This is a genomic window from Burkholderia sp. SR8, from assembly GCF_052851275.1.
The window spans coordinates 74,884-87,748 of the sequence record NZ_JAULUC010000027.1; the positions used below are offsets into that span (position 1 = coordinate 74,884).

10 protein-coding genes are annotated in these 12,865 nt (G+C 65.7%); 6 read left to right on the forward strand and 4 right to left on the reverse strand.

The window, feature by feature from the left end:
* The first annotated feature begins 69 nt into the window (after positions 1–69).
* Positions 70–534: an Lrp/AsnC family transcriptional regulator gene (locus Q3A80_RS26860; protein ID WP_059238912.1), complete on the forward strand. Its 465-nt coding sequence runs from the start codon at positions 70–72 to the stop codon at positions 532–534.
* Between the two features lie 76 nt (positions 535–610).
* On the opposite strand, the gene Q3A80_RS26865 is transcribed toward Q3A80_RS26860, so the two are convergent.
* On the reverse strand, positions 611–1,522 hold the full coding sequence (locus tag Q3A80_RS26865; RefSeq protein ID WP_446331846.1) for a LysR family transcriptional regulator: 912 nt from the start codon (positions 1,520–1,522) through the stop codon (positions 611–613).
* Positions 1,523–1,661: 139 nt separating this feature from the next.
* Between Q3A80_RS26865 and speB the strand changes: the two genes are divergently transcribed.
* Both speB and Q3A80_RS26875 read left to right on the forward strand, forming a co-directional pair.
* Complete coding sequence (speB, locus tag Q3A80_RS26870) at positions 1,662–2,618, forward strand: agmatinase (protein WP_446331847.1); 957 nt, start codon at positions 1,662–1,664, stop codon at positions 2,616–2,618.
* A 52-nt stretch (positions 2,619–2,670) separates the two neighbouring features.
* Positions 2,671–3,996, forward strand: a complete 1,326-nt coding sequence (locus Q3A80_RS26875; RefSeq protein WP_446331848.1) for an MFS transporter — start codon at positions 2,671–2,673, stop codon at positions 3,994–3,996.
* Positions 3,997–4,184: 188 nt separating this feature from the next.
* Here Q3A80_RS26875 and metE read toward each other — a convergent pair whose 3' ends face one another.
* Positions 4,185–6,479: a 5-methyltetrahydropteroyltriglutamate--homocysteine S-methyltransferase gene (gene metE / locus Q3A80_RS26880; protein WP_446331849.1), complete on the reverse strand. Its 2,295-nt coding sequence runs from the start codon at positions 6,477–6,479 to the stop codon at positions 4,185–4,187.
* Between the two features lie 132 nt (positions 6,480–6,611).
* Here metE and Q3A80_RS26885 point away from each other — a divergent pair, with 132 nt between their 5' ends.
* The 3 genes from Q3A80_RS26885 (at position 6,612) to Q3A80_RS26895 (ending at position 10,682) form a co-directional block, all read left to right on the forward strand.
* Entirely contained in the window at positions 6,612–7,520 is a 909-nt protein-coding gene (locus tag Q3A80_RS26885) for a LysR family transcriptional regulator (RefSeq protein ID WP_446331850.1), read from the forward strand.
* Positions 7,521–7,710: 190 nt separating this feature from the next.
* On the forward strand, positions 7,711–9,303 hold the full coding sequence (locus tag Q3A80_RS26890; RefSeq protein WP_446331851.1) for an inorganic phosphate transporter: 1,593 nt from the start codon (positions 7,711–7,713) through the stop codon (positions 9,301–9,303).
* Positions 9,304–9,938: 635 nt separating this feature from the next.
* Positions 9,939–10,682, forward strand: coding sequence for a 2OG-Fe(II) oxygenase (locus tag Q3A80_RS26895; protein ID WP_446331852.1), 744 nt, complete (start codon positions 9,939–9,941; stop codon positions 10,680–10,682).
* A gap of 237 nt (positions 10,683–10,919) precedes the next feature.
* Here the strand turns inward: Q3A80_RS26895 and Q3A80_RS26900 are convergent, their stop codons facing one another.
* Together Q3A80_RS26900 and Q3A80_RS26905 are read right to left on the reverse strand one after the other, a co-directional pair.
* The gene (locus Q3A80_RS26900) at positions 10,920–12,344 is read right to left on the reverse strand and encodes a DHA2 family efflux MFS transporter permease subunit (RefSeq protein ID WP_446331853.1); all 1,425 of its coding nucleotides are present in this window, start codon (positions 12,342–12,344) and stop codon (positions 10,920–10,922) included.
* Between the two features lie 135 nt (positions 12,345–12,479).
* On the reverse strand, positions 12,480–12,865 hold a 386-nt coding region (locus tag Q3A80_RS26905), incomplete at its 5' end, for a hypothetical protein (protein WP_446331854.1).

Below are 12,865 nucleotides of genomic sequence, written 5' to 3' on the forward strand. Positions count from 1 at the left end.
TAGCTCGCAATTGGCGATTCATGGCGGAATCCGCCACAATTCCCATATTCGAACAAGGAATCCGCCAACATGACCGAACTCGACAAAACCGATCGTGCGATCCTCGCCGCGGTGCAGCGCGACGGCCGCCTGCCGATCGCGCGCCTCGCGGAATCCGTCGGCCTGTCCGAAACGCCGTGCGCGCGGCGCCTGAAGCGCCTCGAAAGCGACGGCTACATCGAGCGCTACCGCGCGCAGCTGTCGCGCCAGGCGCTCGGGTTCGGCGTCGTCGCGTTCGTGCTGGTGCGATTCGCGACCCACGACCGCAAGGTCGCCGACCGGTTCGAACGGGAAGTGCTCGGCATCGAGCGAATCCTGGCCTGCCACAACGTCGCGGGCACGGCCGACTATCTGCTGCAGGTCGTTGCGCGCGACCTCGACGATTACGGCACGTTCCTGCGCGATTCGCTGCGGATGCTGCCGGGCGTCACGTCGATCGAATCGGCGCTGTCGTTGCGCGAAGTGAAGCACGACGCGGGGTTGCCGGTGCCGTGACAAGCGCCGTGCCGGCCTCCGGCGTGACACTCGTTCACATTGCCGGCCTCCCCGGACCTCCGCTGGCCGCGCAGCGTCACACCACGTCGGGCGACTGATGCGCGCGCTCGAGATCCTCGAGAAACGCCTCGACGACCGGATCGCCGCGCCCGTCGCGCGCGACGACCATGTGGAACGTGACCTCGTAGTGCAGCTGCTCGGGATTGAGCGGCGCGAGCAGCCCCTGCGCGACGTACGGCGCCGCGAAGTGCTGCGGCAGGTAGCCGAGGTGATGGCCCGACAGGATCAGCAGCGCGACGGCCTCCATGTTGTCGGCGGTCGCCGTCACGCGATCGGGCGTCGTCGACATCTGCGCCTCCGGAAGCGGATACGACCGCCACGCCCATTCGAATCCCGCGACGTCGGCCGGCGTCAGCGCGCCGGCGCGCTCGAACAGCGGATGCCCGCGGCCGCAGTACGCGACCTGCCGCTCGATGAACAGCGGCGTGTAGTGCAGCGTCGGCACGCGATGCCAGAAGTAGCCGACCGCGATCTGGATCTCGTTGCTCAGCAGCTTTTCCTCGAGATCGCCCGGCGCGCGCACCGAGATCGAGAAGCGCACGGCCTCGTCGCGCGTACGGAACGCGGCGATCGCCTCGGCGATCCGCGCGTTCTGGCTGACGGGCGTATGGCCGATCAGGCCGATGTTCAGCGTGCCGACCAGCTGGCGGTCCATGTGCCGTGCGGCCATTCCGAATTCGTCGAGCGCGGCGAGCAGCTTGCGGCTCATCGCGTGGAACCGCTCGCCTTTCGGCGTGAGCCGGAAGCCACTGCGGCCGCGCTCGCACAGCCGGTAGCCGAGCCGCGTCTCGAGAGACGACAGCTGCGCGCTGATCGTCGACTGGCCGACGTTCAGCATCGCCTGCGCGGCCGACACGCCGCCCGCGTCCGTGACCGCGAGAAACACGCGGATCAACCGCAGATCCAGGGTCGACAGGTTCCCGAGCACGCTATTCCCCTTCCATACATCGATGGAAATCGATGTTTACGTCGATATCTTCGCATTCTTCTTTCCGGCCGGACGCGTAAAACTATGCGCCAGACCGCGTCGAATGATACGGCAACCCCACATCGGAAGAGACGACCCCATGAACGACCACACCCATTTCCAGCCGCTCGGCGGCAATGAAATGCCGCGCAGCGGCGGCATCGCGACGATGATGCGCCTGCCGCACGTGCCGAGCGCCGCCGGGCTCGACGCGTGTTTCGTCGGCGTGCCGTTCGATCTCGGCACCTCCAACCGCACCGGCGCGCGCTTCGGCCCGCGCCAGATCCGCACCGAATCCGTGCTGCTGCGCCCGTACAACATGGCCACGCGTGCCGCGCCGTTCGATTCGCTGCAGGTCGCCGACATCGGCGACGTCGCGATCAACCCGTACAACCTGCACGATTCCATCGCGCGCATCGAAGCCGCGTACGACGCGATCCTCGAGCACGACTGCAAGCCGGTCACGCTCGGCGGCGACCACACGATCGCGCTGCCGATCCTGCGCGCGATCCACCGCAAGCACGGCAAGGTTGCATTGATCCACGTCGATGCACACGCCGACGTGAACGATACGATGATGGGCGAAAAGATCGCGCACGGCACGCCGTTCCGCCGCGCGGTCGAGGAAGGCCTGCTGCACGGCGACAAGGTCACGCAGATCGGCCTGCGCGGCACCGGCTACGCCGCCGAGGATTTCGACTGGTGCCGCGAGCAGGGCTTCCGCGTCGTCCAGGCCGAGGAATGCTGGAACAAGTCGCTCGCGCCGCTGATGGAAGAAGTGCGCGCGCGCATCGGCGACACGCCGGTCTACATCAGCTTCGACATCGACGGCATCGATCCGGCCTACGCACCGGGCACCGGCACGCCGGAAATCGCGGGGCTCACGGTGCCGCAGGCGCTCGAGATCATCCGCGGCGCGAAGGGGCTGAACATCGTCGGCTGCGATCTCGTCGAAGTCGCGCCGCCGTACGACCCGTTCGGCACCACGGCACTGCTCGGCGCGAACCTCGCGTACGAACTGCTGTGCGTGCTGCCGGGCGTCGCGTACCGCGACTGAGCGCCGCCACACACCTATCCAAATCAGAGGATTCCAGAGGAGCACACAGTAGATGGGGACTTCCGTCAAGCAACCGAAGCGGGCGGCGCTCGCGTCGTTCGTCGGCACCACGATCGAGTGGTACGACTTCTATAGCTACGCGACCGCCGCCGCCATCGTGTTCGGGCCGCTGTTCTTCGCCGGCGAAAACCGCTTCATCAGCCTGCTTGCGTCGTTCGGCTCGTTCGCGGTCGGCTTCTTCGCGCGGCCGCTCGGCGGCGTGATGTTCGGCTATCTCGGCGACCGCTTCGGCCGCAAGCGCTCGCTGCTCGCGACGTTGATGCTGATGGCCGTGTCGACCGTCGCGATCGGCCTGCTGCCGACCCATGCGCAGGCCGGCATGATCGCGCCGGTCCTGCTCGTGCTGATGCGCGTGCTGCAGGGCATCGCGGTCGGCGGCGAATGGGGCGGCGCGGTGCTGCTCGCCGGCGAGCATGCGCCCGAAGGCAAGCGCACGTTCTTCGCGTCGTTCGCGCAGCTCGGCAGTGCGAGCGGCCTGATCCTGTCGATGCTCGCGTTCGGCGCGATCAGCACGCTGTCGAAGGACGACATGATGAGCTGGGGCTGGCGCGTGCCGTTCCTCGCGAGTTCTGTGCTGTTGATCGTCGGCTTCGTGATCCGTGCGAGCGTGTCCGAATCGCCCGAGTTCGAGGAAGTGAAGAAAAGCGGCAACACCGCGCAAAACCCGGTGCGCGAAGCGCTCAAATACTGGCCGCTGCTGCTGCTCGCGATCGGCGCGAACGTGTACGGGATCGCCGGCGTGTACTTCAGCAACATCTTCATGATCAGCTACGCGACGCAGTTCCTGTCGCTCGACCGGTCGATGGTGCTGCATTGCATGACGATCGTCGCCGTGCTGCAGTTCGTCGTGCAGCTCGCCGCCGCCTTCTTCGCGCAGCGCTTCGGCACGACGCGCGTGCTGCTGATCACCGGTGCGTGGGCCGCGATCGTGCCGTTCGTGATGCTGCCGCTCGTGCACATGGGCACGCCGGTGTCGATCACGGTCGGCGTCGGGCTCGCGACGCTCGCGGAATCGGGCTACTACTCGGTGGTCGCCGGTTTCGTCAGCGGCATCTTCGTCGCGCGCATCCGCTATACGGCGATCTCGATCGCGTACCAGGTGTGCGGCGCGATCGCCGGCGGCCTCACGCCGCTCGTGGCCACGCTGATCGCGCAGAACGCGGCACCGCAATGGTGGCCGCTCGCGATCCAGTACACGAGCGCGGCTGTGCTGTCGTCGGTGTGCGTGTGGCTGATCTCGCGCCGCGTCGGCATCGACGACGCCGGCGCACCAGGCAAGCAGAACGACGCGCTGCCGCGCGGCGCACGCACCGCGTAATTTCACGCAACCCACGCAAAACGGGCAGGCGACATCGCCTGCCCGTTTTGCGTTGGACGTCCGGCGCTACCGCGCAACGGCCGCGGTATGCGTGAAGACGACCCAAGACAAGCGGCCCGTAAATACGGACCGCAGCTTTGCTGCCGCCCAATCCTCGACCGTAATGGGCGGCACGCTTCGTCCACGCGTTATCGCACCTGATTGCGCAGCGTCCTCGCGGCGGCGACCATGTTCGTCAGCGCGGGTATCACTTCGGCCCACTGGCGCGTCTTCAGTCCGCAGTCGGGATTCACCCACAGCCGTTCCGCCGGAATCCGTTCGGCCGCCTTGCGCATCAGGCCGACGATGTGATCCTGCGTCGGGATGTTCGGCGAGTGGATGTCGTACACACCCGGCCCGATCTCGTTCGGATAGCGGAAGCTGTCGAACGCATCGAGCAGTTCCATGTCCGAGCGCGACGTTTCGATCGTGATCACGTCGGCGTCCATGTCGGCGATCGACGCGATGATGTCGTTGAACTCGGAATAGCACATGTGCGTATGGATCTGCGTGTCGTCCTGCACGCCGTTCGCAGCGATGCGGAACGATTCGACCGCCCACTTCAGGTACGCGCCCCACTGCCCACGGCGCAGCGGCAACCCTTCGCGCAGCGCGGCCTCGTCGATCTGGATCACCTGCACGCCGGCCTTCTCGAGATCGAGCACTTCGTCGCGGATCGCGAGCGCGAGCTGGTAGCACGACACCGAACGCGGCTGGTCGTCGCGCACGAACGACCAGTTCAGGATCGTCACCGGGCCGGTCAGCATCCCCTTCATCGGTTTGCTCGTCAGCGACTGCGCATACGCGATCCATTCGACCGTCATCGCGTTCGGACGGCTGATGTCGCCGAACAGGATCGGCGGCTTCACGCAGCGCGACCCGTACGACTGCACCCAGCCGAACTGGCTGAACGCATAGCCGTCGAGCTGCTCGCCGAAGTATTCGACCATGTCGTTGCGTTCCGCTTCGCCATGCACGAGCACGTCGAGCCCGAGCGATTCCTGTTCGCGCACGCTGCGTTCGATTTCAGCCTGCATCGCCGCGCGGTAGCCGGCTTCATCCAGCGCGCCGGCCTTGAACTGGCGGCGTGCGTGGCGGATCTCGGCGGTCTGCGGGAACGAGCCGATCGTCGTCGTCGGGAACACCGGCAGGTTCAGCCGCGCCGACTGCTTCGGCGCGCGCTGCGTGTACGGGCTCGTGCGATTGCCGAGCTGCGCGTCGATGCGCGCGATCGCCGCCTTCACCGCCGGATTGTTCACGCGCGGCGAGCGGCGGCGCGATTCGATCGCGGCCGCGTTCGCGGCGAGTGCGTCGGCAACCGCGTCGCGACCTGCGTTCAGCGCGGTCGCCAGCACCTTCAGTTCATCGAGCTTCTGCAGCGCGAATGCGAGCCACGAATGGATTTCCGCGTCGAGCTGCGTCTCGCTCGCGAGATCGACCGGCACGTGCAGCAACGAGCACGACGGTGCGAGCCACAGCCGCTCGCCCAGTTGCTGCGCGAGCGGTTCGAGCCAGTCGAGCGCTGCGTTCAGATCCGTCTTCCAGATGTTGCGGCCGTTGATCGCGCCCACCGACAGCACGCGATCGGCCGGCAATGCGCGCACGAGCGCATCGATTTCGTCACGCGCGTTGATCGCGTCGATATGCAGCCCGTCGACGGGCAGCGACGCCGCGAGTGTCAGGTTGTCCTGCAACTGGCCGAAGTACGTGGCGAGCAGCACCTTGATGCGGCGCGTCTCCAGCGCGTCGTACGCGATGCGCAGCGCGTGCCGCCATTCGGCATCGAGCTCGGTGACGAGAATCGGTTCGTCGATCTGCACCCATTCGACGCCCTGCGCGGTCAGCGTGTCGAGCAGCGCGCCGTATACCGGCAGCAGCTTCGGCAGCAGCGCGAGACGGTCGGAATCGTCCTTCGCCTTGCCGAGCCACAGATACGTGACGGGGCCGAGAATCACCGGTTTCGCATTCACGCCCAGCGCCTGCGCTTCGGCCAGTTGCTGCAGCAGACGCGACGGATCGAGCGAGAAGTTCGTGTCCGCGTGGAATTCCGGGACGATGTAGTGATAGTTCGTGTCGAACCACTTCGTCATTTCGCCGGCCGCGACACCGCCACAGCACGCTGCATGCGCGTCCGCCGACTGCGCCGAACGGCCGCGCGCGACGCGGAAATAGTTGTCCAGCGCATCGCCACGGAAGTCCTGCACACGCTTCGGCAGGTTGCCGAGCGTGAAGCTCATGTCGAGCACGTGGTCGTAGAACGCGAAATCGCCGAGCGGCGCGAAATCGAGAGCACGCTGCTGGCCCCAGTGACGCTGGCGCAGCTCCGCGCCGAGTGCCTTCAGCGCGTCGCGCGACGACTCGCCCTGCCAGTAGCGTTCGAGACCGAACTTGAGTTCGCGCCGTGCGCCGATGCGCGGAAAACCGAGATTGTGTGTCGTCACCATGAAGCTGCCGTCCAGAAGAAATAGTCGATCCGGCAGCCATCATAGGGATTTCATCCCATGAAATAAAATGGCATTATTTCATTCATCCATTAAGTTTTTTCATGCATTCCTGTTATTGCCGGTACCAATGCCATGCTGGAACGATTCCATCTCGTCGTGATCCGTGAAGTCGAACGTCAGGGCTCGCTGACGGCCGCGGCCAATGCGCTGCATCTCACGCAATCGGCGCTCAGCCATACCGTCCGTAAGGTCGAGCAGCAGCTCGGCACACCGATCTGGGACCGCGAAGGGCGCGGCCTGCGGCTCACGCAGGGCGGCCAATATCTGCTGAAGCTGGCGAACCGGCTGCTGCCGCAGTTCGAGCTTGCCGAGGAGCGGATGAAGCAGTACGCGAAGGGCGAGCGCGGCACGCTGCGCATCGGGATGGAGTGCCATCCGTGCTACCAGTGGCTGCTGAAAGTCGTGTCGCCGTACCTGTCGCGCTGGCCGGACGTCGACGTGGACGTGAAGCAGCGCTTCCAGTTCGGCGGCATCGGCGCGCTGTTCGGCCATGACGTCGACGTGCTCGTCACGCCCGATCCGCTGAACCGGCCGGGGCTGCGCTTCGATCCCGTGTTCGACTACGAGCAGGTGCTGGTCGTCGCCGATGCGCACCGCTTCGCGAACGCCGACTACGTGACGCCCGAGCAACTGACCGACGAAGTGCTGATCACCTACCCGGTCGAGACCGACCGACTCGACATCTACAACCAATTCCTGACGCCGGCCGGCATCGTGCCGCGACGCCACAAATCGATCGAGACGACCGACATCATGCTGCAGATGGTGGCGAGCGGACGCGGCGTGGCCGCGCTGCCGCGATGGCTCGCCGACGAATACGCGGACCGGATGCCGGTCGTGCCCGTCAGGCTCGGCAAGAACGGAATCGCGAAACAGATCTTTCTCGGCATCCGCGAGGCGGATGCGTCGATCGACTATCTGGCCGCGTTCGTCGCGCTCGCGCGCGAATCGACGGGAAACGCGCCGCGCATGCTGCGCTAGCGGCGTTCATCCACTGCACGCGCGACAGGGTTCGCATGCGGGGCCGGTGTTCACTATGTGGAGAACGGCGCGCGCCGGCACGGCCGCATCCTTGCATATCCGTAAGACGACGATTCGATGTCCGTACTGTCATCAAACTGACTGATAGCGAAAGCTAGGATCGGACGCGGTTCCCTTACGAGATGCCGTCATGAATCAGCCCGCTCCGTCCGCCGCGAACAATTCTGCCTCTTCCGAACGCACCCGGCAGGTCGGCTATGCCGTCTTCCTGCTGGTGCTCGCGATCGGCGCCATCTACATCGCCACCCATCTGATCGCCGATCTGTCGCCCGTGCGCGAAGGGTCGTTGTTCCCGTATCTGATGCTCGGCGCCGCGCTGCTGATCGCACTCGGTTTCGAGTTCGTCAACGGCTTTCACGACACCGCGAACGCGGTCGCAACCGTCATCTATACGCACTCGCTGACGCCGAACGTCGCGGTGATCTGGTCCGGCATGTGGAACTTCCTCGGCGTGATGGTTTCGAGCGGCGCCGTCGCATTCGGCATCCTGCAGTTGCTGCCGGTCGAACTGATCCTGCAGGTCGGAAGCGGGTCCGGCTTCGCGATGGTGTTCGCGCTGCTGATCGCCGCGATCGTGTGGAACCTCGCAACCTGGTATTTCGGATTGCCGTCGTCGAGCTCGCATACGCTGATCGGATCGATCATCGGCGTCGGGCTGATGAACCAACTGATGCATGGGCCGTCCGGTACGAGCGGCGTCGACTGGGCGCAAGCGCTCGGCGTCGGCAAGTCGCTGCTGTTCTCGCCGATCGTCGGCTTCCTGTGCGCATCGCTGCTGCTGCTCGTGCTGAAGGCCGCCGTGCGGATTCCGGAACTGTACAAGGAACCGCCGAAGGATCAGCCGCCGCCGTTCTGGATTCGCTGCCTGCTGATTCTCACGTGCACCGGCGTGTCGTTCGCGCACGGGTCGAACGACGGACAGAAAGGGATGGGTCTCATCATGCTGATCCTGATCGGCACGGTGCCGACCGCGTATGCGCTGAACAAGGCCGTCACGCCGGCCGAATCGCAGACGTTCGTCGCCGTCGCGAACCAGGCCGCCGCGACCTTCGCGAAATACGCGAACGGCGTCGCACCGTCCGCGAATCCGCGCGCCGACGTCGAGCGCTTCGTGCAGCGCCGCGAGATGACGCCCGCCGTGCTGCCGGGCGTACAACAGCTCTCGACGTCGCTTGCGGCCGCGGTCGGCTCGTCGGGTTCGATGGCGGCCGTGCCGCAGGGCGACGTCGACAACGTGCGCAACACGATGTATCTGGTATCCGAAGCGATTCGCCTGATCGAGAAGTCGGGACAGCCCGCGTTCGCCGCCGACGACAAGCTCGCGATCGACAACTATCGCAAGCAGCTCGACCACGCGACCAAGTTCATCCCGACCTGGGTGAAGGTGGCCGTTGCGATCGCGCTCGGTCTCGGCACGATGGTTGGCTGGAAGCGGATCGTCGTGACCGTCGGCGAGAAAATCGGCAAGCAGCATCTGACGTACGGACAGGGGGCGTCGGCTGAACTCGTCGCGATGCTGACGATCGGCGCAGCCGATGCTTACGGGTTGCCCGTGTCGACGACGCATGTGCTGTCGTCGGGCGTCGCGGGCACGATGGCGGCGAACGGATCCGGGCTGCAATGGAGCACGGTGCGCAGCCTCGTGCTCGCGTGGGTGCTGACGCTGCCGGCGTCGATCGCGCTGGCGACCGGGCTCTACTGGGTGTTCCGGTCGGTGGCGTGATCGGATGGGCGGTGGGTGGCCGGGGATCCGGTCGCCCGGCGTGGGAGGGGCGGTTGCTGAGGCTGGGTTTCTCCGTTTCTCCGTTTCCCGCTTTCCGCTTTCCGCTTTCCGCTTTCCGGCTTCCCGGACTTCCCGGACTTCCCGGACTTGCCGGACTTGCCGGACTTGCCGGACTTGCCGGACTTGCCGGACTTGCCGGACTTGCCGGACTTGCCGGACTTGCCGCACTCGCCGGACTTGCCGGACTTGCCGGACTCGCCGCACTCGCCGCACTCGCCGGACTCGCCGGACTCGCCGGACTCGCCGCACTCGCCGCACTCGCCGCACTCGCCGCACTCGCCGGACTTGCCGCACTCGCCGGACTTGCCGACACGCCGACACGCCGACACGCCGACACGCCGACACGCCGACACGCCGACACGCCGACACGCCGCACTCAGCGTATTCGCACCAGCCCGCAAACCTGCCCTCTTTCGTGTCGGAATTGGAGCGCAAGATCTGGAGCGCACCGGCAGACGCACACGTCTAGACTGGGTCCATCGACGCCCATCGTGGCTTCAATCGTGCGCCAAACGCTTCCGAACCATTGCATGCGACCCGCGACGTCACGTCGCTGACAACACCGAGGTACGCCCGTGAACATTGCCGATCTGCAACCTGCCGCCTTATCGTTGGACATCGCACAACGCGTCGACGCAATCGACTGGGCGGCGGTCGATGTCGAGCTCGACCGATACGGCTGCGCGCGAGCGCCGCGCCTGATCTCCGCGAGCGAGTGCGACGCCCTCGCGTCGCTCTATTCTCGCGATTCGCTGTACCGTTCACGCGTCGTGATGGCACGGCACGGCTTCGGGCGCGGCGAATACAAGTATTTCGCGTATCCGCTGCCTGACGTCATCGCCGAGCTACGTGAGGCTATCTATCCGCATCTCGCACCGATCGCGAACCGCTGGAACCGGGCGCTCGGGATCGACGTCCGCTATCCGAAAGTCCACCAGGCGTTCCTCGATCGCTGTCATGCAGCGGGGCAGACGCGACCGACACCATTGATCCTGCAATACGGTCCCGACGACTACAACTGCCTCCATCAGGATCTCTACGGCGAGCATGTGTTCCCGCTCCAGGTCGCGATCCTGCTGTCGGCGCCCGGTCGAGATTTCACGGGCGGCGAGTTCGTACTGACGGAACAGCGGCCGCGGATGCAGTCGCGGGCGGAAGTGGTGCCGCTGACGCAAGGCGACGCGGTGATCTTCGCCGTGCACGGCCGGCCCGTACAAGGAACGCGCGGCGTGTATCGCGTCAACTTGCGCCATGGGGTGAGCAGGGTTCGAAGCGGCCACCGCCATACGCTCGGCATCATCTTCCACGATGCGCAGTGATGGCGATCGGAACGAGCGCGGCGCCGGTCAGCGCCTGCGTCATTCGATCGAGTTCGCGCTGACGGCGCCGCGTCATTGTCCGCCCCCCGCTGCGCGATCTGCTCATCCGCCGCCAGGCCAGTGATCGCCACGGCGGCCCTCCAAACGGCCGCGGTGACGGCGCATCGGCGTTTCAGGCGAGTAATCGGTAACGCGGGCACTCGTCAGACACGAAACCAACGCGCGTTGCGCGTCGCCCTACCCTCGCGCTACATTCGCCCGCAAGCGATCGCCTGCATCGGACGCCAATCGCGCGTAGCCCGGCAACGTGAGCAGCGCGAGCACGCCTGCCGCGACGAACGCCCAGCGGAAATCGTCGAGTACGTAGTGGATGCCCGCCGCATCGCCGCGCACGAGCGCCGCGAGCCGCAACGACAACGCTCCGAACGCGATCCCCATCCCGATCGTCATCTGCTGTGCGGCGCTCCACAGCGTACTGGCCGCGCTCGTCTGGCGAGCGGGGATATCCGCGTACGCCAGCGTCGCAAGCGTCGTGAACTGCATCGACCGCGTGAGCCCGTACACGAAAACGACGAACAGCGTAATCGCGAGCGGCGTCGATGCGGTCAACCAGCCGCACGCGATCGTGAAGATGCCGGCGATCGTCACGTCGACGAGTGCCACGCGGCGGAACCCGAAGCGATCGAGGATCCACGACGTGCCCGCTTTCATCCCGAGATTGCCCAACGCGCTCGCGAGCAGCAGCAAACCTGACTGGAACGGCGACAGCCCGAAGCCGATCTGGAACAGCAGCGGCAGCAGATACGGCACCGCATTGATCGCCATCCGCGTGATCGAGCCGGTGATCACGGTCACCGAGAACGTCGGCACTTTCAATGTCGTGAAATCGAGCAGCGGATGCGCGCAGCGTCGTGCGTGCATCCACGCGGCCATGCCGAACAGCACGCTCGCACCGACCAATACGCCGGCACGCGTGAAGTCGACGTCCTGCTGGCCGGCCGCTTCGGTACCGATCAGCAGACACGTCAGCGCTCCGCCGGCCAGCACGAAGCCCATCCAGTCGAGCGGCCGTCGTTCGTCGGCTCGCGTGTTGCGGACAATCAGCCAGGTGCACACGAGCGCGGCGATGCCGAACGGGACATTCAACAGGAAGATCCATCGCCACGACGCGTAGGTCGTGATGAAACCGCCGATCGGCGGCCCGACGACCGGCGCGACGATGCCCGGCCACGTGATCGTCGCGATCGCGCGCATCAGCTTTGCCTTCTCGGTGCTGCGCACGACGATCATCCGTCCGACCGGCACCATCATCGCCCCGCCGACACCTTGCAGCAGGCGCGCAGCCGTGAACGTCATCACGCCCTCGGAGAGCGCGCACAACACCGACGCGCCGGTAAAGACGACGATGGCTGTCGCGAACACCGTGCGCGAACCATAACGGTCCGCGACCCAGCCGCTGATCGGGATGAAGACCGCGAGCGCGAGCATGTAGGCCGTCATCCCGAGACTCAACGCGTTGGGCCCGACACCGAACGAGCGCGCCATCTGCGGCAATGCGGTCGCAATCACGGTCGTGTCGAGATATTCCATGAAGAACGTCGCGGCAACGAGATACGGCAAGAAGTCGGTCGTCCGACCACTTTGGGCAGGGCTGTCAGTCATAAACGGTGCGGGAGACGGAATACGAAAGGTGCCGACCGCGGACGGGTACAACGGCCATCGCGAATCGGAACGAATGGCGATATTACCCCGAAGGGCTTACGTTCTGCTTCGTCGGGCCCGTCGGGCGAACGGGCTTTATGCGCATAGATTTTTGTGACGACAACGCGCGGCTGCCGTGCGCAGCGCCACCTTGTCCGCCTGAGGGAATCCATTGATGACTAGAAGATCACGCGCGGAGATTCGCCAAAGCACGGCTTTTTCCGCCATCGGCAGCGAACGACGGCTATTGGCACTGTTCGCAACATCATCGCCGTATGCGTCAACGTTGGCCGGGCGGGAGCCGGACGCAGAAAAGGTGGTCGATTGAAGGAGTCGGGAATTTTTGTGTTGAAGCGAGCTGAGACGCTCGAGGGCGTAGCTGCCTGAACGATGGATCAGACGTCCAGAGTTCGGCCGCGTTGTGCGCTCTGCCGCCTGGGCATCCATTTCCGTCGCCCAAATGCAAAAACCCCCGCCTTGTT

Excerpts from the sequence above, each read along its gene's own strand:
- Q3A80_RS26860 (WP_059238912.1), top strand. The coding sequence starts at position 70 with ATGACCGAACTCGACAAAACCGATCGTGCGATCCTCGCCGCGGTGCAG.
- speB (WP_446331847.1), top strand. The coding sequence starts at position 1,662 with ATGAACGACCACACCCATTTCCAGCCGCTCGGCGGCAATGAAATGCCG.
- Q3A80_RS26875 (WP_446331848.1), top strand. The coding sequence starts at position 2,671 with ATGGGGACTTCCGTCAAGCAACCGAAGCGGGCGGCGCTCGCGTCGTTC.
- metE (WP_446331849.1), bottom strand. The coding sequence starts at position 6,479 with ATGGTGACGACACACAATCTCGGTTTTCCGCGCATCGGCGCACGGCGC.
- Q3A80_RS26885 (WP_446331850.1), top strand. The coding sequence starts at position 6,612 with ATGCTGGAACGATTCCATCTCGTCGTGATCCGTGAAGTCGAACGTCAG.
- Q3A80_RS26890 (WP_446331851.1), top strand. The coding sequence starts at position 7,711 with ATGAATCAGCCCGCTCCGTCCGCCGCGAACAATTCTGCCTCTTCCGAA.
- Q3A80_RS26900 (WP_446331853.1), bottom strand. The coding sequence starts at position 12,344 with ATGACTGACAGCCCTGCCCAAAGTGGTCGGACGACCGACTTCTTGCCG.